General features: G+C 35.4%; 26 protein-coding genes and 2 pseudogenes. 9 read left to right on the forward strand and 19 right to left on the reverse strand.

Annotation, left to right across the window (positions count from 1 at the left end; genetic code table 11):
- On the reverse strand, positions 1-792 hold the full coding sequence (locus ACLKMH_RS01555; protein ID WP_413700603.1) for a DeoR family transcriptional regulator: 792 nt from the start codon (positions 790-792) through the stop codon (positions 1-3).
- A 397-nt stretch (positions 793-1,189) separates the two neighbouring features.
- Here ACLKMH_RS01555 and otnK point away from each other — a divergent pair, with 397 nt between their 5' ends.
- Genes otnK through ACLKMH_RS01570 form a run of 3 tightly spaced genes read left to right on the forward strand, consistent with a single transcriptional unit; the run spans position 1,190 to position 3,074 of the window.
- Positions 1,190-2,284 (forward strand): 3-oxo-tetronate kinase, encoded by a 1,095-nt coding sequence (otnK, locus tag ACLKMH_RS01560; protein WP_413700604.1) that lies wholly within the window; start codon positions 1,190-1,192, stop codon positions 2,282-2,284.
- Positions 2,285-2,340: 56 nt separating this feature from the next.
- Positions 2,341-2,445, forward strand: coding sequence for a hypothetical protein (locus ACLKMH_RS01565; RefSeq protein WP_413700605.1), 105 nt, complete (start codon positions 2,341-2,343; stop codon positions 2,443-2,445).
- Positions 2,442-3,074, forward strand: a complete 633-nt coding sequence (locus tag ACLKMH_RS01570) for an aldolase (RefSeq protein WP_413700606.1) — start codon at positions 2,442-2,444, stop codon at positions 3,072-3,074. Before ACLKMH_RS01565 ends, ACLKMH_RS01570 begins: the two co-directional genes overlap by 4 nt.
- Before the next feature lie 186 nt (positions 3,075-3,260).
- On the opposite strand, the gene ACLKMH_RS01575 is transcribed toward ACLKMH_RS01570, so the two are convergent.
- The 8 genes and pseudogenes from ACLKMH_RS01575 to ACLKMH_RS01610 form a co-directional block, all read right to left on the reverse strand.
- On the reverse strand, positions 3,261-3,956 hold the full coding sequence (locus ACLKMH_RS01575; protein WP_413700607.1) for a DMT family transporter: 696 nt from the start codon (positions 3,954-3,956) through the stop codon (positions 3,261-3,263).
- Positions 3,949-4,131, reverse strand: a complete 183-nt coding sequence (locus ACLKMH_RS01580) for a hypothetical protein (protein WP_413700608.1) — start codon at positions 4,129-4,131, stop codon at positions 3,949-3,951. Before ACLKMH_RS01580 ends, ACLKMH_RS01575 begins: the two co-directional genes overlap by 8 nt.
- A gap of 263 nt (positions 4,132-4,394) precedes the next feature.
- Positions 4,395-4,583, reverse strand: coding sequence for a hypothetical protein (locus ACLKMH_RS01585; RefSeq protein WP_413700609.1), 189 nt, complete (start codon positions 4,581-4,583; stop codon positions 4,395-4,397).
- Positions 4,576-5,936: pseudogene (locus tag ACLKMH_RS01590) on the reverse strand (tripartite tricarboxylate transporter permease). The gene ACLKMH_RS01585 and the pseudogene ACLKMH_RS01590 overlap by 8 nt, the downstream one beginning before the upstream one ends.
- A 14-nt stretch (positions 5,937-5,950) precedes the next feature.
- Positions 5,951-6,427 carry a tripartite tricarboxylate transporter TctB family protein gene (locus ACLKMH_RS01595; RefSeq protein WP_413700610.1) on the reverse strand — a complete coding sequence of 159 codons (477 nt, stop codon included), beginning with the start codon at positions 6,425-6,427 and terminating at the stop codon, positions 5,951-5,953.
- A gap of 52 nt (positions 6,428-6,479) precedes the next feature.
- Entirely contained in the window at positions 6,480-7,412 is a 933-nt protein-coding gene (locus ACLKMH_RS01600) for a tripartite tricarboxylate transporter substrate binding protein (RefSeq protein ID WP_413700611.1), read from the reverse strand.
- 120 nt (positions 7,413-7,532) lie between these two features.
- On the reverse strand, positions 7,533-8,576 hold the full coding sequence (locus ACLKMH_RS01605; protein WP_413700612.1) for an isocitrate/isopropylmalate dehydrogenase family protein: 1,044 nt from the start codon (positions 8,574-8,576) through the stop codon (positions 7,533-7,535).
- A gap of 60 nt (positions 8,577-8,636) precedes the next feature.
- Positions 8,637-9,293, reverse strand: a complete 657-nt coding sequence (locus ACLKMH_RS01610) for an aspartate/glutamate racemase family protein (RefSeq protein WP_413700613.1) — start codon at positions 9,291-9,293, stop codon at positions 8,637-8,639.
- A gap of 317 nt (positions 9,294-9,610) precedes the next feature.
- On the opposite strand from ACLKMH_RS01610, the gene ACLKMH_RS01615 reads away from it, so the two are divergent.
- The 3 genes from ACLKMH_RS01615 to ACLKMH_RS01625 all read left to right on the forward strand — a co-directional run bounded on the left by ACLKMH_RS01615 (position 9,611) and on the right by ACLKMH_RS01625 (position 12,430).
- Positions 9,611-10,561 (forward strand): GntR family transcriptional regulator, encoded by a 951-nt coding sequence (locus ACLKMH_RS01615; RefSeq protein ID WP_413700614.1) that lies wholly within the window; start codon positions 9,611-9,613, stop codon positions 10,559-10,561.
- Between the two features lie 198 nt (positions 10,562-10,759).
- On the forward strand, positions 10,760-11,704 hold the full coding sequence (locus ACLKMH_RS01620) for an NAD(P)-dependent oxidoreductase (RefSeq protein WP_413700615.1): 945 nt from the start codon (positions 10,760-10,762) through the stop codon (positions 11,702-11,704).
- 15 nt (positions 11,705-11,719) lie between these two features.
- Positions 11,720-12,430 carry a sulfite exporter TauE/SafE family protein gene (locus ACLKMH_RS01625; protein ID WP_413700616.1) on the forward strand — a complete coding sequence of 237 codons (711 nt, stop codon included), beginning with the start codon at positions 11,720-11,722 and terminating at the stop codon, positions 12,428-12,430.
- Positions 12,431-12,815: 385 nt separating this feature from the next.
- Here ACLKMH_RS01625 and ACLKMH_RS01630 read toward each other — a convergent pair.
- The 7 genes and pseudogenes from ACLKMH_RS01630 to ACLKMH_RS01660 form a co-directional block, all read right to left on the reverse strand.
- Positions 12,816-14,163, reverse strand: a pseudogene (locus ACLKMH_RS01630) (TRAP transporter large permease).
- 28 nt (positions 14,164-14,191) lie between these two features.
- Positions 14,192-14,680, reverse strand: a complete 489-nt coding sequence (locus ACLKMH_RS01635; RefSeq protein ID WP_413700617.1) for a TRAP transporter small permease — start codon at positions 14,678-14,680, stop codon at positions 14,192-14,194.
- 266 nt (positions 14,681-14,946) lie between these two features.
- Complete coding sequence (locus tag ACLKMH_RS01640; RefSeq protein WP_413700618.1) at positions 14,947-15,591, reverse strand: TRAP transporter substrate-binding protein; 645 nt, start codon at positions 15,589-15,591, stop codon at positions 14,947-14,949.
- Positions 15,584-15,718 carry a hypothetical protein gene (locus tag ACLKMH_RS01645; RefSeq protein WP_413700619.1) on the reverse strand — a complete coding sequence of 45 codons (135 nt, stop codon included), beginning with the start codon at positions 15,716-15,718 and terminating at the stop codon, positions 15,584-15,586. The genes ACLKMH_RS01640 and ACLKMH_RS01645 overlap by 8 nt, the downstream gene beginning before the upstream one ends.
- Before the next feature lie 945 nt (positions 15,719-16,663).
- Positions 16,664-17,152: a DUF1499 domain-containing protein gene (locus ACLKMH_RS01650; RefSeq protein WP_413700620.1), complete on the reverse strand. Its 489-nt coding sequence runs from the start codon at positions 17,150-17,152 to the stop codon at positions 16,664-16,666.
- 707 nt (positions 17,153-17,859) lie between these two features.
- Positions 17,860-18,213 (reverse strand): peptidoglycan-associated lipoprotein Pal, encoded by a 354-nt coding sequence (gene pal, locus ACLKMH_RS01655; RefSeq protein ID WP_413702228.1) that lies wholly within the window; start codon positions 18,211-18,213, stop codon positions 17,860-17,862.
- Positions 18,096-18,395: a hypothetical protein gene (locus ACLKMH_RS01660; protein ID WP_413700621.1), complete on the reverse strand. Its 300-nt coding sequence runs from the start codon at positions 18,393-18,395 to the stop codon at positions 18,096-18,098. The genes pal and ACLKMH_RS01660 overlap by 118 nt, the downstream gene beginning before the upstream one ends.
- Before the next feature lie 655 nt (positions 18,396-19,050).
- Here ACLKMH_RS01660 and ACLKMH_RS01665 point away from each other — a divergent pair.
- Together ACLKMH_RS01665 and ACLKMH_RS01670 are read left to right on the forward strand one after the other, a co-directional pair.
- Positions 19,051-19,221 (forward strand): hypothetical protein, encoded by a 171-nt coding sequence (locus ACLKMH_RS01665; protein ID WP_413700622.1) that lies wholly within the window; start codon positions 19,051-19,053, stop codon positions 19,219-19,221.
- Between the two features lie 50 nt (positions 19,222-19,271).
- Positions 19,272-20,246 carry an EAL and HDOD domain-containing protein gene (locus tag ACLKMH_RS01670; RefSeq protein ID WP_413702229.1) on the forward strand — a complete coding sequence of 325 codons (975 nt, stop codon included), beginning with the start codon at positions 19,272-19,274 and terminating at the stop codon, positions 20,244-20,246.
- A 142-nt stretch (positions 20,247-20,388) separates the two neighbouring features.
- On the opposite strand, the gene ACLKMH_RS01675 is transcribed toward ACLKMH_RS01670, so the two are convergent.
- Positions 20,389-20,955, reverse strand: coding sequence for a GDSL-type esterase/lipase family protein (locus tag ACLKMH_RS01675; protein ID WP_413700623.1), 567 nt, complete (start codon positions 20,953-20,955; stop codon positions 20,389-20,391).
- 389 nt (positions 20,956-21,344) lie between these two features.
- Here ACLKMH_RS01675 and ACLKMH_RS01680 point away from each other — a divergent pair, with 389 nt between their 5' ends.
- Positions 21,345-22,274 (forward strand): homocysteine S-methyltransferase family protein, encoded by a 930-nt coding sequence (locus ACLKMH_RS01680; protein ID WP_413700624.1) that lies wholly within the window; start codon positions 21,345-21,347, stop codon positions 22,272-22,274.
- A gap of 42 nt (positions 22,275-22,316) precedes the next feature.
- Here ACLKMH_RS01680 and ACLKMH_RS01685 read toward each other — a convergent pair whose 3' ends face one another.
- Both ACLKMH_RS01685 and ACLKMH_RS01690 read right to left on the reverse strand, forming a co-directional pair.
- A complete protein-coding gene (locus ACLKMH_RS01685) occupies positions 22,317-23,621 on the reverse strand; it encodes a type II toxin-antitoxin system HipA family toxin (protein WP_413700625.1) in 1,305 nt (434 codons plus the stop codon).
- The gene (locus ACLKMH_RS01690; RefSeq protein ID WP_413700626.1) at positions 23,621-23,875 is read right to left on the reverse strand and encodes a helix-turn-helix domain-containing protein; all 255 of its coding nucleotides are present in this window, start codon (positions 23,873-23,875) and stop codon (positions 23,621-23,623) included. Before ACLKMH_RS01690 ends, ACLKMH_RS01685 begins: the two co-directional genes overlap by 1 nt.
- Positions 23,876-24,350 lie beyond the last annotated feature (475 nt).

The following is a 24,350-nucleotide window of genomic DNA, read 5'->3' on the forward strand; positions in this document are numbered from 1 at the left end:
TCATAAGGCATGAATACACAATACTTCTAAACCTTTTTCTTCAAGCTCTAACTTAGCCGAATCAGGTAATGCAGAGTCCGTGATCACTGCATCTATTTTGTCAATATTCAATGCATGAAAAGAAGCTATTTTTCCATACTTAGATGAGTCAGAAACTAAATACAAAAACTTAGAAGATCTTGCTATGGCTCGTTTAACAATAATTTTATCTTCATTGGGAGTCGATAGCCCTTTTAAACTCCATGATGAAGTGGAAATGAAAGCAACATCAATATTAACGTTTAATAAAAAATCAGCCACTTTAGAGCCTACAGCAGATTGGTTATCCCTATCTGCTTTACCACCGGTATGATAAATATCACTCAAAGTATGAGCCATCAAGAATGTAGCTATTGAAAAGTCATTGGTGATAATGACCAAGTCATCGCGACCACTTAATTGATGAGCTATTTCTAAAGAAGTTGTTCCAGCATCTAAATAGATTGTAGAGTTAGCAGTAATACGATCAACTGCTAATTTACCTATTTGCTCTTTTTGTTCTGAAAATTGCATTATTTTCATTTCACGAGATAATTCACTATGAATAGTATGGGTAAGTCGCACTCCTCCCGAAACAGAACTAACTCGACCTTGTTTTTCTAATTTATCAATATCTCGTCGTACAGTCATATGAGAAACATCAAGTAAATCAGCAAGTTCTATAATACTTACCACTTGCTGATTTTTTAAAATAGCTAATATTTTTCGGTGTCTTTCGGCTGGGATCATAACATCACCAATTAATGCAAACATAAATTGATCATAACATACAAACATAAACCTGTGACTATATGTTAATTTTTGTGTTTAACGTTAAATTATTCTTAGTAATCACTTTTAATAACAATTCTAAGTAACTATTAATGTGCACCTCACCATTTAACTTCCAATTATTGTTAATAAATGTTAAATTAAGTTAAAAAATGTTAAACCAATTATTTGTGCTATAAGTTAAAAACTAGAATAAACAGAACAACTGCAAGATGATAAATATTCAACATGCAGTAAAACTCATCATAATCATCGGGTTAGAAACAATATCAATGAAAGTGGTGAAGCCTTGTACAAAGAAAGAGTTAATTATTTATGCTATTGCTCTAAACAGTAGCATGTTTGATGAAATCAACTTATCGAATATAGAGGAAAGAATATGTTATTAGGTGTTATTGCAGATGACTTCACAGGGGCAACAGATATCGCAAGTTTTCTTGTTGAGAATGGTATGCGTACCATTCAAGTGAATGGAATCCCATCTGAAGATATGAAGATAAATGCTGATGCGGTGGTAGTTAGTTTAAAATCTCGATCATGCTCAACTCAGCAAGCGATTATTGACTCAGTGAAAGCATTAAAGTGGTTACAATCACAAGGATGCCAACAATTTTACTTTAAATACTGCTCTACTTTTGACAGTACTGCACAGGGGAACATTGGTCCCGTCACTGATGCATTATTAGATCAATTAAATGAAGACTTTACTGTTGTTTGCCCTTCCCTGCCCGTTAATGGGCGTACAGTATTTAACGGATATCTTTTTGTATTAGGTCAATTATTGAGTGAATCTGGAATGCGCAATCATCCAGTAACACCTATGAAAAACTCTAATGTTGTCCAATTGATGGATGCACAATCTCGAGGAGAGACGGGGCTAATTAATTATCAAATAATTGAACAAGGACCAGATCATATCATTAAGGGTTTTAAAGCACTCAAAGCACAGGGTAAACGTTATGCAGTGGTTGACGCCTTTAACTCCCAACATATTGATAATATAGGAAAATCTATCAGTGGACTTAAGTTGATTACTGGAGGTTCAGGTTTAGCATCAGGCATTGCTAAAAACTGGCAGTCACATTTACAAGATCAGACTGAAGCTAAAAAAGCTGGCTATCCAAGCAAAGCACCTACTGTCATTTTCTCAGGCTCATGTTCTTTAACAACTAACAAGCAAGTAAGTCATTATATAAAAAAAGCGCCACATTTAGCTATAGATGTTGAGCATTGTTTAAATAAAAACAACTATAGTCAAGAAGTGTGCGATTGGGTTTTAAATCAAACACAAAGCACATTAGCACCTTTAGTCTATGCAACAGCAGATCCTCAAGGCTTAAAAAAAATACAATTAGAATACGGCGCAGAAGCATCTAGCCAAGCTGTTGAAGATTTTTTAAGCAATTGGCCATCAAGCTTAAGGAGAAAGGAGTCTGCAATTTTATTGTTGCAGGTGGTGAGACTTCAGGAGTAGTGACACAAAGCCTATAAGTTAACTGTTTCCATATTGGCCCACAAATAGCCCCTGGCGTGCCTTGGGTAAAAGCAGTAAATCCCCCCTTGTCTCTTGCATTAAAATCAGGAAATTTTGGAGACGAAACATTTTTCACTAAGGCTCAGGAGGCTTTTCTATGAATGAAGTTCAATTAAGACAGCAAATGGTTGAGCTAGCACGCTCGATGTTTGAAAGAGGGTACGCTACAGGTGGAGCTGGAAATTTATCATTAAAATTACCTAATGGTAACTTCCTTGCGACACCAACAGGTTCTTCATTTGGCCGTTTAGTTGCAGATGAACTGTCTGTTGTTGATAAAAACGGATGTCATATATCAGGGAAGCGCCCCTCTAAGGAAGTCGCTTTTCATTTAGCTATTTATGAAAAAGATCCAAAGTGTAATGCCATTGTGCACTTGCATTCAACTTACTTAACTGCACTTTCTTGCTTAGAAGGGTTAGATCCTAATAATGCAATTAAGGCATTCACCCCATATTACGTGATGCGCATAGGAGAGTTACCCGTTGTGCCTTATTACCGACCAGGGGCACCTGAAATAGCAGAGGAATTAGCAAAATTAGCAGGTAAATACCGTGCATTTTTACTGTCTAATCATGGTCCGATCATCACTGGCAGTGACTTTTTAGATGCAGTAGATAACGCAGAAGAATTAGAAGAAACAGCAAAATTAGCCCTACTTTTATCTGACAAAAAAACACGTTATTTAACAGATGAAGAAGTAACGGATCTACAAGGCCGGGGAAAATAATAGCTGAGTACAGGTCAACGATACAATATTAACTATAACCCATTTGTTTTAGAAAATTTAATAGGATTACTCACTGCATAATTGAAAGCAAGTAAGTAATCCTTTTTTATACTTCTAAGTACAAGTTGCTATGCCCAACGGCTTTGTTGCCTATCAAAAATAGATTAGAAAACAAATATCTAGGAATTATCTCAAGTGGTAACTCGCATAAGAATAAATTAAACAAGCAGTCACAATAATCGATAAGCCTAATAGCTGAAATAGCTGAAATGTTTGTTCAAAAAAGATGACTTGTAATAAAGCGACAATAAATATATTTAAATAAAATATAGGTGCAAGTTCTGCACTTGATAGCGACCTTTGATAAGCTTTGGTCCTAAATAATTGTGTGCCAACACTTAACCCGCCCATAATCACGATGACAGCAACATAAGGAAATAACCAATAAGCATACTCAGATGCCGGTGACTCTATTATTAAAGTAACAACTGGAAGCACTAATAATGTGGCAATCAAAAAACTTACACCATTGGTCATTAATGGGTGCAAGTTAATTTTACTAGATTTATACATCGATACTTGTGAACAAGCATTAAAAAATCCAGCTAACAAGCCTAGCAACATACCCCACTGAAATTGTATACCATTGATCACGCCTGATTGCACAATTACACCGAAAAATGAAAATAATAATGTTAATGCTATTGGCCTAGATATTTTTGAACCATATAAAACCTTTTCAATAATTGGAATAAATAGTGGTCCTGTACTAAACAAAACAACTAACTCAATCAAGCTTAGCTTAGATAATGATAAAAAGAAAAAGAACTGCGTTAAGGCGATAAAAATAGAACGTTTACTGATCACTTTAGTTTCAGCCAAGGTTGGCCACCTTGCTCGTACCATAAAAAGTCGCACCTAACATGATAATGGCAGGAATACTTAAACGCGCGATTAATAACACATTAAATGGAACAATTTCATCTAAAAGCTTAGCTAAAAAACCACTCAATGATAAACAAACAGTAGAGAGAAGCATTAATAAAAGAGGAGACATTATACTTAATACCTATGATAATTGTTGAAACGCGATTTTTTAGGCATCGCTATGTATTTATTACATAGCGTGTATGCAGGTTAAATGGTTGATACTATTATTTAACTTCAATTCAGGATAATGCTAGCATTAATATCTATAAAATCTTCATCTCATAATTATTAGACTCTTAGCACCTTATACCGTTATCCTTACGTCGTTCAAGTTTTGGTAAATGATTAAACATCAAAATACGCTACAATAACGGTATTTATTAGCTTTACTTATCCAGAAGCAAAGCGCTTACTCAATGATCTTTCTTTTTTTGTCATTTTCTTAAATGTCAAAACAAGATTGATAGTAATTGGAATGAGCATAATAATAGTCAAAACTAGGGAAATTGGTCTTTCAATAAAAATACTCAAATTACCTTGGCTAATAATTAAAGATTGTAAAAAGGCACTTTCAGCCATACCCCCTAATACTAAAGCTAATACAGTCAGTCGCCGGTGAATAGCCATAAATCTTCATAGCAAAACCAATTAATCCCATTATGATTAACATAGCCGTTTCAATAATGCTGTTATGTAATGCGAATGCCCCTATCACACATAAAATAACAATGACGGGGATAACCAAACGGTATGGTATATCTAAAAATTTAACAAATAATGGAATAGCAAAAATACTCATCGCGACCAGTACCATATTACCCATATACATGCTTGCCACTAATCCCCATACTAAATCTGGATTAGTATCAATCAACATAGGTCCTGGTTGTAACCCCCACATCATAAGGGCTCCAAGTAACACCGCCGTTGCTCCTGAACCAGGAATACCGAGTGATATTAAAGGCACCATTGCACCAGCAGATGCGGCGTTATTTGCAGTTTCAGGGGCAACCAAACCTCTCATTTCTCCTTGTCCAAAAAGGTGTCCATCTTTGGCACATTTTTTTCTACCGAGTACGCTAGAATAGAACCAATAGTTGCACCAGAACCTGGTAATACACCCGCGATAAAACCAATCAATGAACCGCGTATAAAAGTAAACTTTGATTGCGTATAATCTTTCACATTAGGCCAAAAGCTTTTATCCGTAAAAGAAAAGCTGATCCTTTCCACTTCCTTTTTATGTTGGCCTGTATAGATACAATACAATAACTCACCAATACCAAATAAACCAATAGCAACGGGTACAAAGTAAATACCACCAATTAGCTCAGGCGAACCAAAAGTAAATCGTTGCTCTCCGCTGACGGAATCAACACCAACCATAGCAATCGCAAAGCCAAATAAGGCAGAGATCACTCCATTGACTTTATTATCTCCCATCATGGTTGTTAGCAATAACATGCCTAACATGATGATCATAAAATATTCAGACGGGCCAAATTGTGATGCAAATTTGGCTAAAATAGGTGCAAATGCACAAATTAAAATAACACCAATACTTCCCCCGACAAATGAAGCAATCGCTTGCATTACCAATGCAGGCCCTGCTCGCCCTTTTTGCGCTAAGGGATAACCATCCAGTGTTGAAGCAACCGTTGCAGATTCACCTGGAGTGTTGATTAATATTGAAGTGATAGTGCCACCGTACATGGAACCATAATAAATGCCCGAAAGCATTATAATGGCAGTTGTTGGGTCTAAACCAAAGGTCATAGGTAATAAAATGGCAATACCAGTCGCTGGACCAAAACCTGGGAATAATCCTACAATCATTCCAACAAATGAGCCTAATAACAAAAATAGTAAATTGCTTGGCGTCAGTGCTACGGACATCCCATAGGATAGGTTTACAAGTATTTCAGTTAACATTATTCAATCCTCTTTTAATAAAAGTAGCTTAATAAGCCATCTGGTAATCCCGCGTTTAACCACACGTCAAATAACAGATAAATAAATGCAGGAAAAGCGATTGAATAAATTATATTTTGAGTCTTTTTTCCTGGGTTAAAGTAGGCAAGAAATGCAACCATAAATAACACCATCGAAAGTAGCGCGCCAATAGTGTTTAAAATCGCAATAAGCAACGTAATTAACACAGCGACCACTAAGGTATCCTTTGCATATACCTTGGATTCACTTATGTTTTGGTTTACATCGTCATCAGCTTTATTTGTCGCCATTATTTTTTTATCTTTGTAAACATTATATCCAGTGAATACAACTAACCCGATTCCAATCAGTAATGGGAAAAATCCTGCACCGGGCCTCCCATTAAAATCAAAGAGGTTCAACGTTAGTACACCGTATATTGTAAATGCTAATGATAAAATCAATGAGCTGAGTGAGAAGAAATATCGCATAATACATCCTTAATAGGTCGCGCAACTCTGAGCTACGCAACCTTTAATATTATTATTTAATGGCACCAATTTGAGTTAGTACACGTTTAAAGTCTTCGTTAGTTTTTGCCAAATTACTGGCAAAGTCATCACCCCACACGGTATTACCCGATAAGCTATTAGTATTTAAATACTTCTTCCATTCAGGTGTTTCAACAACTTGCTTTAATGTATTGACCCACCAGTCACGTACTTGCGGATCAATATCTGCCGGCATAACAACACCACGAGGTAGTGAGAAAGAAAATTCATAACCTTGCTCAATAAAGGTAGGAACATCTTTATAAACGGTACTACGCTGACTTTCTGAGTAAGCAAGCGCACGGAAATTACCTGCTTTGATTTGCCCAGAGACCTCCGAGGGATTAGCAATAATGGCCATCACACTTTTTGATGTTAACGAGGTCACCATGCCACCTCCATCCTGTGATGGTACATAATCAAAATCAAAGCCCGCTTTTTCAGCAAACAAGCTAGCCACAACACGCTCAGGGCCTGTCGCACCTGTTCCACCGATGGTGACACGATTTGATTTTGCATATTCCACAAAGTCTTTCGCCGTTTTAAATGGTGTGTCGTCTCGAACGATTAAAAACATCGCATCCTGAGCAAGTAAACCAATTGGAGTGAAATCTTTGTAAGTCCAGCCAGTATCTGACACTAGCGGAGTACCTAAGAAATTGCCACTCGTCGAGGTAATGTTATAGGCACTGCCTTTTTTCTGAGCCACATAATTAAAACCAACAGCCCCGCTACCTCCGGCTAAGTTATCGATTCGAATATTTTCTGTGTATAACTTATCCTTCTTGAGGATATCCACTAATGTTCTAGACATCAGATCATTTCCTCCACCAGGACCAAATGCTATTGTGTAATTAAGTCTTTCGGCTGGGTAATTTAAATCATCCGCAAGAGCAACATTAGCTGTTGTAATACAAGCAAGCAAATACAGGGAGCATTATTATCTTTTTAAGTATAGACATGGTCATTTCCTTTTCAGTTAAACAAGGTATTTAATACCTTTATTAATTAGGCCATATACCTATATGGCCAATAGAACGTTTGTTTATTGAGCTAATAAGGTTTCTGATACAGCCAAAGTAAAGGCTTTACAACCTAAGTTACCGCCTAAGTCCGCTGTACGGAATTTAGGATTTTCTAAGGTAGTATCAACTGCTACAGTCATCGCTTTTGAGGCATTTAACAAATCAGCACGTTGATGTTTTTGTCCCATCCATTCGATTAACATCGCAACAGATAAAATCATTGAAACAGGATTTGCCATATCTTTACCCGCGATATCCGGTGCAGAACCATGCTGTGCCTGAGCGCAACAATATAAGTCACTAGCCATCATAGATCCGGCTAAACCTAAGCTTCCTGATAGTTCACTCGCGAGGTCGCTGATAATGTCACCATAAAAGTTAGTTGCTACCAGAACATCAAAACGCTCTGGTGTTCTGACTAAATGCGCAGTTGAAGCATCTATAAGGAGGTCGTCTAACTGCACTTCAGGAAATTCTTTGGCAACATCATTCACTGCTTCTAAAAATAAACCATCCGTCATATGAAAACTATTGGCCTTATGAATAGCAGTTACTTTTTTATTTCTTAACATTGCTAACTCAAAAGCTTTCCTAGCAATACGCTCTGAACAGTGACGTGTGATTTTTCTTATTGATAGCGCCATATCTGGTGAAGGTTTTACTTCACCCCAGCCCTCTGTCATATTGCGATCAGGATAGAACCCTTCAGTGGCTTCTCGCATTATCACTAAATCAATACTTTTTCCTTCGCTCATATTCGTTGGTAAAAAAGGACGAGATCGCGCAGGACGTACATTTGCAAATAAATCTAAACCAATTCGAAAACCAGCGGAGACATTACGCCCACCTTGCTCTGGTTTAGGATAATCAGCATGAGATTGTGTGCCTAAAATAATGCCGTCATAGCTTTTGGCTTTTTCTAATGTTTCTTGACGAAGTGTAGTGCCATATTTTTCTAAGCTATCAAAACCCACATCATCAAAATCAAAGCTCAGCGCTAACCCAAATTTTTGATCGGCTACCTTTAGCACTTGTAAGGTCTGCGACTGTGATTTCAGGTCCAATGCCGTCACCAGGTAAAATTAATAGTTTCATAAGTATCCTCTTTAATAATAACGTTTAGTTTAGTTTGTAATTAACTGATTTTTAATGTATTCAATCGCACATTTTGGGCTAGAAAGAATGGGTTTATCGCACTTACTGGTTAATAGGTTAAGCGCATGTGATGATGAAAAATGTGCCAGCATAATGACTGAACATTGTTCTAATTGATAAGTGGCCTCCAAGGTAAGTTGATTATGTAAATTAATATTTCCTGTTGTTAATGCTTCGCGTGCTTTGGCAACACAAATACTGCTGATCGAGGCTGAAGAATTATGTAAATCTGCTAACTGTATAAACTCTTTTTCCATCCCCTCCATTGCAGGTAAAAAAGAGCCAATCATGCCAACCTTGCCCCCCATCATTAACGCTTGCTCAAACATCGCTTGATTAGGTTTCAGAACTGGAATATCTGATTGCTCTGCGACTCTATCAATGGCTTCACCAAATGCAGAACAAGTAAACATGATTGCGTCACCACCAGAGCATTTAGCTAAGTCATATAACGCATCGATACGTTGATATAAAAAATCATTAATATGATCGGTCTTTGCTCGTTCGATACTTAAGGTTTGATCCCATAAGTGAATAAGCTCTGCCTCTGGCCAATGTTCATTAAATGCATCAACAATAGGTTGTATTGCTACTTGAACAGCATGAATTAATACAATTTTTTTCATCTTATAATTGCCTTTTGTTTTAACTAAATACAATTTTTACTTTTCTGCAACAATAAAGTCAAGTCAGCAAAAATGTTAAAACACCAGTACAACCAAAAAAACAATAAAACAATAAATATCATTAATAACAAATAGTTAAGAGTTTAAAATAAGGATTTAATTAAGCGAAATATGAATAAAACAACAAATATTGTTTTTTGTAAGTGTGATATACAACATATAAAAAGACACATCTCTTTAACATATTGTCAATATAAGTTACCAAAATACAATTTAAATGAGATACTAAATTAAAGAATTTAGACAGGACAAGTGACATGCAAAATATGCCAGAAAAGCACACTCAATTAAGCTCAGTAGAGCGACTTATGAAACGTATTCTTACATTGATTATTGAAGAAGAAGTCGTGGTCGGCTCGCATATCAAAGAAGTGAGCTATGCAAATAGGCTAAATGTTTCTAGAACTCCTATTCGCTCCGCTTTTGCCAATTTAGAGAGTGAAGGCTATTTAATTAAAAAACCAAATCAAGGCTATTTTTTATCTAGATTACCTGAAAGCAATCATGATTCACTTTTAAATCAAGAAATTAACATCAACAACACTAATTTAAATGCCTTTTGCTTACAAATAGGTAAAGATTACCTACATGGAAAACTTAATCGTAGCTTTACTGAGAATGAATTAATCAATCGCTATGACAAAAATAGAAAAAGTATTCGTGATGCACTTATTGCAATGGAAAAAGATGGCTGGTTAACAAGAAGTTTAGGTTATGGATGGTCATTCAATGAATTTATTTCCTCGCCAACTGCTTATGCTCAAAGTTATCGTTTTCGATATTTAATTGAACCTGAAGCTTTGAGAGAGCCAAGTTTTTCAGTCAACCAAACACAAATCCAAATGCTTAGACTTTCACAAGTCGATATTCTTAATAACAAACAAAAACTTATTTCTGCGACCGATATGTTTAATGCTGGTGTATTATTTCATGAAACAATTGTAACTATGTCAGGTAATGTTTTTCTGATTGATGCTTTACAAAGAATTAACAGATTACGTAGACTGATTGAATATAATGTAAATGGTTCAAGACCAGTGCCACGACAAGAATGCGAAGAACATTTACAATTATTAGATTTAATAGAAGCAAATAAATTACAGGAAGCGGCTAAATTCCTAGAGTTACACTTAGGCAGAACCGCATTAGAAAAAGATAAAATAGCGCAAGATTTATTCGGGGGCTACCGAGCTTGCAAAGAGCAATGATACTACAAAGATGCCTATGGTTCGTACATCTAATAACCTTCCCTCGATGGTTTTATATCGGTATAAAGTAATAAAAATGCAATAAAAGACTTTTTGACAAGGTTAACTAAAAAGAGTGAATTACACCCCTCTCTTTTTTCTTTTTTAAAAAATAAAAACTAGCTCCTCTTTGAAGGTATTCGTCATAGGTAATAAAACATGAAAAAATACAAGATATTAGCAACCGAAAGTTTTCAAATACCAAATCCGTTAGACGCTTCAATATGTATAGATATTGTTGATGGATTATGGAAAGATCATTCTGCACTTATTAAAAAAGCACTACAGTATGACGCATTAATCGTTCGTAATATGACTCAAATCGATGCAACGTTAATGGATCAATTAAGCTCGATAAAAGTGATTGGACGACTAGGAGCAGGCACTGAAAATATCGATTGTGATCATGCTCAAAAGTGTAATATTGCCGTTGTATATGCACCAGTACAAAATACTAATGCTGTCGCTGAATATTGTGTTGCTCAATGTTTTAATGCTTTTCGTAATCTGCCAAGTGCAATTGATGAAGCCAAACAAGGAATATGGAATAGAGCTAAATATCTTGCATCAGGAAAAGAAATTAGTGGAGCCACTGTAGGTGTGATCGGTTTTGGGCATATCGGCAAATCTTTCGCCCAGAAGATGAGCGCCCTTGGTGCAAACGTTTTAATTTATAACCGCACAGCTTCAAATATCAAACCTCCTTTTCAACAAACTGACTTAATCACACTTTTAAAAAAATCAGATATTGTTTCTATTCACCTACCTGGTGGCGATAAAACGAAAGATTTCATTAATAAAGAAAACATTGGCTTTATAAATAAAGATGCTTTTATATTAAATAGCTCAAGGGGTGGGGTTATTAATGAAGTCGCTTTATTAACTGCGTTAAAATCAGGCCAAATAAAAGGTGCGATATTAGATGTAAGAAGCATAGAACCAGCGACAGCAGATGAACTAGCACAACATGAAAATGTCACTGTCACTCCTCATATCGCGGCATTTACGCAACAATCTCAAACTGCCATCTCAGAATCGATTGTATTAGATATTTTTAAAGTACTACAGGGTGAGCCTCCTTTATATCCGGTGTCAGTAGCGTAACGAGGAATATATAAAGTGGAATTTAGCGTGATTATTGCAATGGCTATCATTTTTGTGGGTGCTTTTATTCAAACATCTGTCGGATTCGGGATGGCTATTTTTGCGGCGCCACTTTTAATCCACCTGTCCTTTGATTATGTTCCTGTGCCTATTATTTTAGTCGCTTGTTTCATCTCTATACTTAATACCTTACACAACAGGAAAAGCATCGAAATTGGTGCGCTTAAAATGGCAATCATCGGCAGAATACCGGGTTCGTTAATCGGTGCATTGTTGCTTTTATACGTCTCTGTGAGCACACTTTCACTGTGGCTTGGCATATTGGTTTTAATTTCACTGGTTATTAGCCTTTTACCGTTTAGGTTAGAACCAACACCATCACGCATGACTATCGCAGGGTTTCTTTCTGGTTTTATGGGAACAAGTTCAGGCATTGGCGGGCCTCCCATTGCTTTACTTTTGCAACATCAGGAAGCTTCAAAACTTCGTGGCAATTTATCAGCATTCTTTTTATTTAGTTCTATTATTTCATTGATTATTCAAGCCGCAGTGGGTTACTTAACTATCAACCATTTCATTCTGACATTACCATTGTTACCCGTCGCATTAGGCGGTTATATAACAGGACAAATATCTGCAAAATACCTTCCGCAAAAAATATTAAGATATTCAACTCTCATACTCTGTTTAGTTGCTGGTTTCGCGACCATTTATGAAGGTATTTGAAATAACAAAAAGTGAGCAGATAAGGGGCTTTAATTTAAGCTTAGAATAGGAATTGAACATTTGCAGTAGTAACCCTCCCAATATCAGAAGGGTTACTTATTATTAAAACTGTCTTACTTATACCCGTTACCAATCAAGATGCTTTGTTCAGTCGTTAGCTCGGACAGCAAGGCAAGGCGCAACATGATGACAATGGCTAGCCCTTATCGAATGTTGCAACGCAGAATTGATTTTCGAGCTAGCGACCCGCAAGGCAAGCTGTGAGGCAAGCATCTTCGTTGTTAGAAAGTCTTGATTGAACCAGTTAGATCTTCAACTTTCCGCCTAGAATCTACTCACCTCACAACTTGCTGAACTTTGCATCTTGAATGGTAACGGGTATATATTACTGAATCAGACCAAATACTCTTGGTAGGAATAAGCTAATTTCAGGAATAAATGTAATTGCTAGTAATGTCAGTATCAGCACAGCACAGAACGGCATAATACTTTTGATTACATTTTCAATTTTTGAGCCACTGACACTACAACCAACAAACAATGCTGTTCCAACAGGTGGTGTTGCAATACCAATACATAAATTGAAGATGATCATCATTGCAAAGTGAATTGGGTGCATCCCTAAATGCTCAGAAATCGGCATGAAGATAGGAGTAAAGATCAATACTGCAGGAGTAAGATCCATAAACATACCAACAATTAATAAAATTATATTCATTAAGATAAAGATAATAATTGGATTTTCTGAGATAGATAACATCCACTCACTAACCATACTTGGTAAACCAGTATAAGCCATTACCCATGACATAATGGTTGAAGCGCCGATTAAGAACAGCATTATTCCCGTGATCTGTGTAGTTTCATTACAAATTTTAGGAAAATGTGACCAACTCAGTGAGCGATAACACAAGGACAATGTGAAGGAATAAAGTACCGCTATACAAGCACCTTCTGTTGCTGTGAATATGCCACCAATAATACCGCCGATAACAACAAAAATAAGCCCTAAGCTTGGCAGTGCTTCAAAAACAATGCGTAATACATCTTTTGCTGTAAATCCGTCATTCGCACTGGTTTTGTAACCTTTCTTTTTAGCAAGCACATAAGCAACAACCATGCGACTTAAACCCATCAAAATACCTGGTACATATCCGGCAATAAACAAGGCGACAACAGAGGTACCACCCGATACAACCGAGAATACGATTAATGAGTTACTTGGTGGAATCAATAAACCAGCTGGACATGAAGCGACATTAACAGCTGTTGATAAATTTTTATCGTAACCTTCTTTTTCTAATTCAGGACCTAAAGTTTTACCAACGGTCTGCGATGGCTGCAACAGCAGACCCTGATACAGCACCAAACATCATATTAGCAAAGATATTAACGTGTAAAAGTGAACCTGGGATCCAACCAACCATAAGTTTTGCAAGATTAATTAATCGGCCCGCGATACCACCTACATTCATAATATTCCCAGCGAGGATAAAGAAAGGTATCGCTAACAAACTGAAACTATCTATACCTGTGAATATTTTTTGTGTGGCGGTAATATTGGAGACTGCAAACTGATGCATATCGAAGAAGGTTTCAAAAGAAAAATCTTCAAAGGTAAATGCGCCCATTGCAATATAAATGATAATCAAAGATGACATTGCAATGGCAATGGCAATCGGCATGCTGATTGATATCATGAAGAAGAAAAGGCATAAAAGTAAAATGCCCATGTATAAGTCATCCATAATGTAAATCCTCTTAAGTTGTTACTTTCTTTTTATTATCAAGAAAAAGGTCCAAGGTATTTAGAACCAGATAAATGAGAATAATTACAGCTGAAATAGGTAAAATTGAATAAACAGTGGACATTGGCAACTGTAAAGCAGGAGATAACTGTTGAGTGGTTTTTTCCATCAGCCCCAGTCCTCCAGAAAGCATTGCTAATGCAACAAATGCAAAGGAGATGATATTAAGCAACAAGTGCAAAGCAATATGAGATTTTCCTTTCAGGAAGCTATCTAATAACGTAATCGCTAAATGCCCTTTCATACCAAATAAATAACTTGCTCCGAGTAGACCCAGCCATACCATTACATAACGTGCAAATTCATCAGTCCAACTGCTCGGATCGTTTAATACATAACGACTAAAAACTTGCCAAGTAACAGAAACAACTAACAACATAAGCGCAAAAGAACAAATACTAAGAATCAACCTATCGAGTAGTTTTCTAAAAGTTGTTAACATGGTGTTATACCCCCAAAAAAATTTTGCCCTAGTAATACCAGGGCAAAATTATATTTCTACTAATACTAATTAAAACTAAAGAGCTTCAATTTTTGTAATGAATTTAGCTAATTTAGGATCTTTTTTAGCTTCATCAATCATAGGTTTAACAGCAAGCACGGAAAGGGGCTTTATCAACTTCAATAAATGTTACACCTTCTTTGATGCCTTTAGCTTTGTTCATATCATCTGTTGCATCCCAAATTTTGATTTGTTCTTCAAGAGATTCAGTCGCAGACTTCTTTTAAGATTTTTTGCTCATCAGCACTTAATTTACCCCAAGCACGTTCAGAAATAATGATCACATCAGGCGTCATCATATGTTGATCCATAGAGTAAAATTTAGCTACTTCACTGTGTTTCATTTCTACAAGGCTAGAGATGTTATTTTCAGCACCGTCAATAACACCTTGTTGTAATGCAGTGTAAACTTCATTGAATGGTACAGGTGTTGCTTTACCACCTAATAAGTTAACCATTTCCATCATTGTTGGAGAACCTGGAACACGTACTTTCATACCAGCTAGATCAGCAGGAGAGTTAATTGCTTTTTTAGCGTAGAAACTACGAGTACCTGAATCATAAAAAGTAAGACCAACAAAACCTTTACCTGCACTTGAAACTAACATTTCTTGTGTCGCTTCACTTCTCATGAATTTTCTCATATGTGGTACATCACGGAATAAGAAAGGTAGTGCATTAACTTTAAATGTTGGTTCGAAAGATTCCGCTAAACCACCATTGATTTTAGCCATATCAATTGCACCAGTTACTACTTGCTCTGCTTGATCACGTTCAGAACCTAGTTGGCCATTTGGAAAAATTTTAATCTTAAGTTTACCATCAGATTTTTCTTTAACTTTATCAGCCATGATCACCATACCTTGGTGAGCAAGCACTTTCTAATGACATTGCATGGCCTAGTTTTAATGTTTTTGCAGATACACCAACGCTAGTAAAAAGCGATGCAACTAGTAAAGGTAAAAGTAGTTTTTTCATTTTAGTTCCTTAATTTTTTTATAATATAAAGATATTTTTACTCAATTTAGGCTTAAACAACGTATTGCAAATTTGCCCCTATTGATTGAGTCACATCGTATACAAATACTATTGTAATACAATAATATTGACTGGTTTTTTGTTAGTGTATTTCTAAAATGTGAAGTCTATTATGTTTTCTATGCCGTTTATGAAGGGGATACTGTGGGAATTCATAGGTAGGTAAAAATAAATGTGATCAATAGCAAATACTCTAATGAAGGCGATTAAAAATCTAAAAATCAGCATTAATAGAACTTTTAATATTGCTCACCTCCTTTAATATATTATATAAAAATCTCTATAAATAATCGCAAAAACACTTTTACTAAAAGAATAAAATTTAATTAATATTCAATAAGATATGGTTATTTATTAAAATAATAGCAATTGAAGATTTATATTAAATGAGAAATACTTTGCTAACAAATGATCGCACTTTGTTTACTACAATAACGGCCAATTCAATTTTAAAATGAAAAAATGCAAAGCCTTGATATTGAAAAAATTTAACAGCTTAAACTTTATTTATAATTTTTGAAGCTGTTTTAGCAATACTGAAAGATACTATCTGAGATATTTTGAGGGGAGTTTAATGACAACCTATTTTGAACAGAAATGATAATTTTCTCATTACTAACTTTAATATTACTTACCATAGTTTCCATTTTGCCATTTCAAACCCAACTTTTTTGCTGTTTCAATGGAGTGTCGAGGATATATTTTATTGATATGATACTTTTGTTTTTAATCGCTTTTAAACCCATCCTCAGTTTTACCTGGCGAATATTCATTCCCTTTTTATTCACAACCGAAAAAATAGATCGCAAACCATTACTTTATTTTAAACTCACCAATAAAAATTACTATGTAACTAATTTGGTGAGTGTTGGTAAATAACGATAATTAAAAATCAGTAATAAATTTGCGAATACGTTTGGCATTTTTCCCTTGATCACCACGACCAGCACGAGAATGAGATCTAATGTCTATAATGCTTTTGTTCCCGTTATCGCGAATTCGAATAACAATATCGTCTTTAAAGCCAAAAAATGGCGTGGTCGCAACGGCCTCAATTATGCCAGTAGAGATATCTTCAGCGATCAACTCCCACCCAGAATCACTAACAATTTCTAGACTACGTGCAAAAGCTTCTTGGCTAGTAAGCGTTGATTGAATTGGTTTTATATCTGGGAATGCCTCTGCTTGTCTTGCTATAGCGGAAGCTCCAGGGTATTCCAAGGTGTTACTTTTACTAGGTCGAATGGTCGCAACTGCATCAAATTGAGGAGGATCGATAGTATCGGTAGATATATCATTAAGTGCTGGCCCTGGCGGTGAATCGTACTCAGAAGGTTGACTGGCAACAGCAACAACAACAAGCGCAGAAACCAATAATGTAGCGACCCACTCATCACCCTTGAAATGAGTTCACCACGTACCATTGAAAAAATAAATACTAATGCAGAAAAAATGGCGACACTGGCGCTTGTCTGAATAGTTAAGCGTACTAATCCTGCCGCATCTCGAAATCCCATAGAGCCTGCTTTTACACTGAACATGCACCAAGCAACCACTAAAATACAACTGAGACTAGCGATTAAAGCAAGAACGGCAAAAGGTTTTGGTTTATTCAGTAATGACATTTAAAGTTTCCCTATCTTTATAATATGTAAGTTTACTCAATACGATGACTGAACTTAACTGTCTGTCATGATTTGATTCATATAAATTTACAGATATATAGGTTAAGTGAGGGTTAACATAAAATATGATGCGATGAATCCAAATGAGGCTATTACCGACTTATCATCTGGAGGGATTAAAGTTAATAGACATTAACAGGTGCCAAAAAGATTAACCTATACAGTGGTCGTCACCACACAAGAAGGTATATCGAACATAGCGCTGAAATATTATGCTGGCAATAAAGAGTATCTTGAGGTGCTATTAACGAGCTAGGTTATTGAGTTATTGTTGCCTCCAGAATTACCCCATGTAAACACAGGTTAAAACTTAGAGGCAATCATAAAGACTTGAATGTTCTGCTTTATTTATTACATCAGCCTTTCTACAGAAACTAATGCCTTAACAGTCTCAAATTAATATACTAACTCTGCACGGCGGTTTTCACTCCAAGCAGATTCGTTATTCTCTGTATTAATTGGTTTTTCTTCACCATAACTAATGACACTTATCTGATTAGGTACGACGCCATTATTTTCTAAATAAGTGGCCACCACTTTAGCGCGACGCTCACCTAATGAGATATTATATTCAGGTGTACCTTTTTCATCAGCATGCCCTTCAATCGTTAGCATTTTCTGAGGATGATCAACTAAGTAAGCGACATGAGCAAGTAAAACAGATTCAAACTCAGGCTTGATCGTTGATTTATCAAAATCGAATTGAATGGTTTTTTTAAAATAGCGATACCATATTGTTGAACCATTAATTCTTCTTCACTCAATGTTTCTACAACTTCAATCATGTCTGTTTGTACTGCTTTATCCTCTGCAATCTGTTCTATGGTCGACAGCGATTCGGTTGATTCTGCTTCCATATCCTTAGTTGAACTACATGCGCCTAATGCTAATATTGATAACGTTGTTAACAGCATTTTTGAAATCATATTCATGATATTTCCTTATTTTTATTAAATTGTAATGGGTATTATTAATGGTTATACAGATAATTTAAGTAAACACACTAGTTGCTAATAATTCTGATTTTAGATTGTTTAATAAATTATGTTATTACATAACTATATCGTGCTTACAGTAATAACCACTTTATTGTTAGCAATAATTATAGAGCAACAATTACGCCAACTTTAAATTTCGTTTTAATTCAATACGTTAAGATTTATTTGTTTCGATTTTTGGAGAATCATCAGTAACATTGTCGCAAAATACAGACACATATCAACCACAATACAATAAGTTATTTAAAATCAATTGGTTAAGAAGTCATTAAATGGCGACATTAGTTTGAAATTATTTTTGCTCTATCTTTAGTAGCTAGTCACAATACTGCATATTATCTTATCAGCACCTACAATTATCATCGTAGTAACCTCAGTTTCTTAATTTCGTGCTTTCTAACATTTTATTGATATCATCATCTGTGCAAGAATAGCCCCAAATGATAGACTCATCTAATGGCATAATATTGTTCACTTTATTTTTATTTAGCGATAACAAAATAATGCCTCTCTCAATGTTTTTCCATTTTTAAAGACGCACATGGCGTTAATCTAATGGGCGTAAATATTTGCCTAAGGAAAATGTTTTATGTTTGGGTATGTAGCAAGACAACCGATATTAAATAAAAATTTAGACTTAATTGCTTATGAATTGTTATTTAAAGAAGGGGTAAAAAATTCCTATCCACTTGTTGATAAAAACTTGGATACGATTCGACTTTTTTCGGATCAGTTTTTTCTTCCGAAAAAAACATTTTAGACAACAAACTAGGGTTTGTTAATTTCCCTTATCAAAGCATTCTTGAAGAGATCCCTAAAACGTTTCCTAAAGATAAAATGGTCATCGAAATTTTAGGGAATTGTGAACCAAGCGAGATACTATTTAATCAAATTAAATCTTTAAAGCATGATGGTTATATCATTGCGTTAAATAATTTTGTTCCAGCAAAAAAATGGGAACGATTTTTTCCATTTGTAGACATTATTAAATTAGATACAAGGTTAATTTCTATTAAAGAATGTATTCCCTTTATCAATCACTTTATTGAAAATGATATTAAATTTCTTGCAGAGAAAGTTGAAACTTATGATGAATATCAAGATGCGCTTGAAGCAGGTTTTGATTATTTTCAAGGATACTTTTTTAGCAAACCCAAAGTTATTAAGAAAAAGGTTATTTATTCTTCCATAATCGCTTTAACTCGGTTAGCAGATATAATATCTAAAGATGAAATCGATTTTTATGCCGTAGAAAAAATTATTACATCTGATGTTGCTTTGTCATATAAATTACTTCTACTGGTTAATTCATCTTCAAATATCATTGCCAAAATCACTTCATTTCGACAGGCGATTTCTTATTTAGGCGAAAAGAAATTACGACAATTTGTCACTTTCATTCTTATTTCATCTGTTCAAGAAGGTAAACCTGAAGCTTTATATCGTTTATCAATTCAGAGGGCACATTTTTGTGAGTTGATTATGAAAAACGATAAGCAACTAAGAGGCAAAGCTTTTTTAATAGGCATATTTTCATTATTAGATTCTATATTAGATCAGCCATTTGATATCATATTGAAGAAAATATCTTTCGATGAAGAAGTAAAATCAGCTTTACTTTTAAAAGATGGAAAATTGGGTAAGCTTTTATTATTAGTGATGGCATATGAAAAAGCTGATTGGGATGTAGTTCAAGAATTGAGTCTTTATTTGGGTTTAACGGACATAAGTTTGGGTGAATTTTATCAAGATTCATTAACTTTGACCGACGAATTATTTATTTAAAATTAATCCTTTAATAAAACTTGGTGCTAGTAAGAGCATCATCAACTTATCCATTCTAGTTGTTTGAAAAAAGTAGAACCAAGTTTAATCTATATTTAAAAGACTCGCATCCTTGCCATGTATTTTATCCTTAACCCAAAATTTAATCCGTCGCTATATCTGGTAATAGTCTAGGCACTAACTCAGTGAGTGTATCAGCAAACTTTTTGTGTTGATCTAGTGGCCAATGTATTCCTTCAGAAGTGCAACTTTGAACATGTTGTCCCGCATCTAAAAAATGGCAACCTAACTCTTCAGCGCGTAACTTATAATATAAAGCAAACTGTTTAGACTTCTCTTCGGAACCTCTAAACTTCACCTTTGATGGACCAGATTCAAACACTGGTGGTGGTGCGACTAATAGCACTTCTGGGCATTTAGGCATAAAGTCATGTTTAAAAGAGAGTGCAACTTGAGCTAATGTCGCGACCCCCATAGAAATATCATTTGCTGTTTGGTTAAAGCGAGTTTTTAGATCATTTGTACCTAACATAATAATCACTAAATCAGGGTGATGACTGCCCAAGCAAGGCAGTAGGTAATCTAATCCTTTTTTCCCTGCTTCAAAAGGGTCTTCATGCACAGTAGTACGACTATTTAAGCCCTCTTCGATAACATGATAGCAGTCGGGAAGTTGAGACTGTAAAAGCATGGTCCAGCGTTCATTCATATTATATCGGCGAGGTAAATCGGGCGACACCCCCAAGTATTTGAGTCTCCAAAACATAGAATTGTTTTCACATTTATTCTCACTGTTGTTTAATTTAGTTAGTAGGGGTGGCTGAACTTTCTAGTACTATTTTTGAACGATATGGTGGAAATGTAAAATGGTTTCTTTAATACAAAACACCATTTGTTGATAGAGCCTCATTCAAGTTTCAAGTTGACAGCCAAATAACAATGTTAGGAATATCTTATCTACTTAATTTTCTACACTCTTTTGTTATTTTATTATGTTGAATTTTTCTCACGATTATTCAGATAAAGTTTCATTATACTTTTTCTATTATTATGTTTGAATAGTGCTCTCTTTGTTTACCATATTATAGAAAATTTCAGATGAAAAAATTAACAATATTAGATGGGGGAATGGGCCGAGAACTTAAGCGTATCGGAGCTCCTTTCTCACAGCCATTATGGAGCGCACAAGCACTTATCGAAGCTCCTCATTATGTCGCTCAAGCGCATCAATCATTTATCGATGCGGGAGCTGAAATTATCATTGTTAATAGTTACGCCTGCGTACCATTTCATCTTGGCGAAGGCCTTTATGAGCAACAGGGAAAGGCATTAGCTGAACAAGCGGCAAAAATTGCGCAAAATACATCGCAAAAGGCTAAACACAATGTATTAGTCGCAGGCTCCTTACCACCTGTATTCGGTTCCTATCGAGCTGACTTATTCGAAAAAGATAGAGCGTTTGATATTTTAAGTGATTTATTTCATGCGCAAGACAAATATGTCGACCTATGGTTTGCTGAAACTATCTCTAGTATTGCAGAAGCTGATGTAATGATAAACGTACTACAAGCGTCAACTAAGCCTTGTTACTACGCCTTTACTTTGAGTGATGAAATAGGACAATCAGCTAAATTGAGATCGGGTGAGTTAGTAACAAAAGCTATCGAAAAAATTCTTGAAAATGATGCAATGGAAAACAGTGTTCTTAAAAACAAAGTTGATGGTATTTTCTTCAATTGCTCTATTCCTGAAGTCATTGAACAGGCGATTAAAGATACAACGACAGTCTTAGCTAACAAAAATAAATCCATAAATATAGGAGCATTTGCTAATAGCTTTACGCCTATTTCAGCGAGCCATAGAGCAAATGAAGCAGTACAAGGTTCTCGTGATTTATCCCCAGAAGAGTATTTAAGCTTTGCTAAAAAGTGGCATAGCCTTGGTGCAAATATAATAGGCGGATGCTGTGGCATTGGCCCAGAGCATATACAAGCATTAGTGAAGTGGAGAAATAGTATATACCCGTGATCTTTTCAACTGGTTGAAAAAATTTAGCATCTAAAACTTAACTTATAATTTTTTAAGCTGTTTTAACATCCCTGAAAATATACTTTCTGATATATTTTTAGGAAAATTTACTGACAAACTATCTTGAATATCACTAATAACTTGCTCAGTGCTAGCTTTAATATCGCTTAATATACTTTCCATTTTCTCCGTTTCAAACCCAACTTTCTTTGCGGTTTCAATGAAATGTCGAGGGTATATTTTATTAATATGATACTTTTTACCTTTGGTCGCTTTTAAGCCCATCGCCAGTTTTACCTGACGAATATTCATCCCCTTTTTATTCACGACAGGGAAAACAGAGAGCACATCATAGAATGGTGTTAATTGAAATTGTCCATCCGGTAAAATATAAATGGAAAAGTTTTTAGCGTGTCCATCAGAAGCTCCCATCAACCAAAACAACACTTGCGCTTTCATAAAGTCGCTTCTATCTTTTGTCGCGTTTTTTGAGCCTAACAGGTGTTTCATGATTTGCTCAATACCTGGACCACCTTGATTTTCATATTTCAAGGCCGAGGGTGTATTAAATACTTGGCAGTAATCTTCTTGAGGCCTTCTCATTAACCATTTTTTATCACTTGAATATTGGCGATCAAAACGTTCAACAGAAAGTACATTCATCTCTTTTAGCGCCAGTATTTCACAACTAGCAACAGATAAACCGTAAGCTTGCAGTAATTGCATACATAAGAATTCATTTTCTACACTATCAGACATATCTAATGAGTATGAGTGACTTTGAATCTGCCCAATAGGTAGTTTGATAATATGTGAAGTAGGTGTAGAGTTTAAGGGCAAGCACCAAGCTTGATCGATATTCAACAAAGCTGTTTTTTCCTGTGCACCCGCAACAGATATACGGAAATCTTGCAGATCTTCAATCATACCAAGTGGTATATCAGCACGATAACCCATTATTATTTTATCTAATTCTGCATTATCTAATATTCTATATTCTAAGCTTTTAACATTAAGAGGCGTTTCCCCTTTTGGTAATAGCTGTAAAGCGCCTACACAGTCTCTACCGATCCTAGATAACAAATCAAATGGTAAAGAAGAGCCTGCTTGATAACGCGCAACAATGCGTTGCCTAACCTCTGAACTATCAGGCAATAAATTATCGAAGTAATTGTAAACAACATCACCACGATATTTGGATTTAGCGAGTGGCATTGATAATGATATTGGCCGACTTCCATTCAATGCTAGCCAGCTCGTCGAATAGCTAAAGGAGTGGGCACCATTACTCGATTTTTTAAACTCACCAACGAGATAACCATTGAGGTAGGCACTTAAAGTAGTCATTACCACTCCTCTTTCCAACCTGAATCATCATCGTTATTTTTACCATTTCGAGGTGTAATTTCAAAATCTAATTCAAGCGCAGAAAGTAGTTTAAAAAAGGTATCCATCTTGGTTGTTCCAGGTCTTAACTCAAAGTTTGAAACCGTATCTTGGCGAACCCCAACTTTTTTAGCGACATCTGCTTGAGATAATTCATTATCTAAACGAACATCCTTTAAATATGCACTGAGTTGTTTTGTTGTAGAGATTTTCATATAACACCTTACACGCTATAACAAGTAAATAAAGTATTACACGGTCAAGCAGGTAAATCAAGGTTAACACGCTGTAGAGGGTGATCACTGCTTTCTAAGCTAACGAGAAAAATTCAAGTTGTAGAACTTTACGAGCTTCCAAAGAAAAATATTGATGAAAAACAGAAGAATTATCAGCTTGGAAGACTTACTCTTCAATCATTGTAACCTATTGAAAAAAATATTTAAAACAATTTCTTAAGGCTAAACCTTAAATCTCATTTAAAGCTTATTTTGACCAAATTAAATGATCAAAATAGATTTTTTGGCCACCATTTGATCACATCAATTACAATATTTTTAACTTTAGAATTGCAAACTTCCTAAGTTTTTATGTTAAAAAAATTCAACGTTCTTGTGGTAAAAGGGTATTGTCAACTTATCTGAGCAGGCCGATTAAAGACTATAATATTAGCCTTAATCTAAATTTTGGACG

It is taken from the genome of Psychromonas sp. KJ10-10 (genome assembly GCF_047323245.1).
Classification (GTDB): Bacteria; Pseudomonadota; Gammaproteobacteria; order Enterobacterales; family Psychromonadaceae; genus Psychromonas.

What these genes read in the sequence shown, in the direction of transcription:
- ACLKMH_RS01595 (WP_413700610.1), bottom strand. Translation starts at nt 6,427, where the DNA reads ATGCGATATTTCTTCTCACTCAGCTCATTGATTTTATCATTAGCATTT.
- ACLKMH_RS01620 (WP_413700615.1), top strand. Translation starts at nt 10,760, where the DNA reads ATGAAAAAATACAAGATATTAGCAACCGAAAGTTTTCAAATACCAAAT.
- ACLKMH_RS01570 (WP_413700606.1), top strand. Translation starts at nt 2,442, where the DNA reads ATGAATGAAGTTCAATTAAGACAGCAAATGGTTGAGCTAGCACGCTCG.
- ACLKMH_RS01680 (WP_413700624.1), top strand. Translation starts at nt 21,345, where the DNA reads ATGAAAAAATTAACAATATTAGATGGGGGAATGGGCCGAGAACTTAAG.
- ACLKMH_RS01640 (WP_413700618.1), bottom strand. Translation starts at nt 15,591, where the DNA reads ATGGCTGATAAAGTTAAAGAAAAATCTGATGGTAAACTTAAGATTAAA.
- ACLKMH_RS01635 (WP_413700617.1), bottom strand. Translation starts at nt 14,680, where the DNA reads ATGTTAACAACTTTTAGAAAACTACTCGATAGGTTGATTCTTAGTATT.
- otnK (WP_413700604.1), top strand. Translation starts at nt 1,190, where the DNA reads ATGTTATTAGGTGTTATTGCAGATGACTTCACAGGGGCAACAGATATC.
- ACLKMH_RS01610 (WP_413700613.1), bottom strand. Translation starts at nt 9,293, where the DNA reads ATGAAAAAAATTGTATTAATTCATGCTGTTCAAGTAGCAATACAACCT.
- ACLKMH_RS01585 (WP_413700609.1), bottom strand. Translation starts at nt 4,583, where the DNA reads ATGGCTGAAAGTGCCTTTTTACAATCTTTAATTATTAGCCAAGGTAAT.
- ACLKMH_RS01555 (WP_413700603.1), bottom strand. Translation starts at nt 792, where the DNA reads ATGTTTGCATTAATTGGTGATGTTATGATCCCAGCCGAAAGACACCGA.
- ACLKMH_RS01615 (WP_413700614.1), top strand. Translation starts at nt 9,611, where the DNA reads ATGCAAAATATGCCAGAAAAGCACACTCAATTAAGCTCAGTAGAGCGA.
- ACLKMH_RS01645 (WP_413700619.1), bottom strand. Translation starts at nt 15,718, where the DNA reads ATGAAAAAACTACTTTTACCTTTACTAGTTGCATCGCTTTTTACTAGC.
- ACLKMH_RS01675 (WP_413700623.1), bottom strand. Translation starts at nt 20,955, where the DNA reads ATGAATGAACGCTGGACCATGCTTTTACAGTCTCAACTTCCCGACTGC.
- ACLKMH_RS01660 (WP_413700621.1), bottom strand. Translation starts at nt 18,395, where the DNA reads ATGAATATGATTTCAAAAATGCTGTTAACAACGTTATCAATATTAGCA.
- ACLKMH_RS01665 (WP_413700622.1), top strand. Translation starts at nt 19,051, where the DNA reads ATGTTTGGGTATGTAGCAAGACAACCGATATTAAATAAAAATTTAGAC.
- ACLKMH_RS01685 (WP_413700625.1), bottom strand. Translation starts at nt 23,621, where the DNA reads ATGACTACTTTAAGTGCCTACCTCAATGGTTATCTCGTTGGTGAGTTT.
- ACLKMH_RS01690 (WP_413700626.1), bottom strand. Translation starts at nt 23,875, where the DNA reads ATGAAAATCTCTACAACAAAACAACTCAGTGCATATTTAAAGGATGTT.
- ACLKMH_RS01580 (WP_413700608.1), bottom strand. Translation starts at nt 4,131, where the DNA reads ATGTCTCCTCTTTTATTAATGCTTCTCTCTACTGTTTGTTTATCATTG.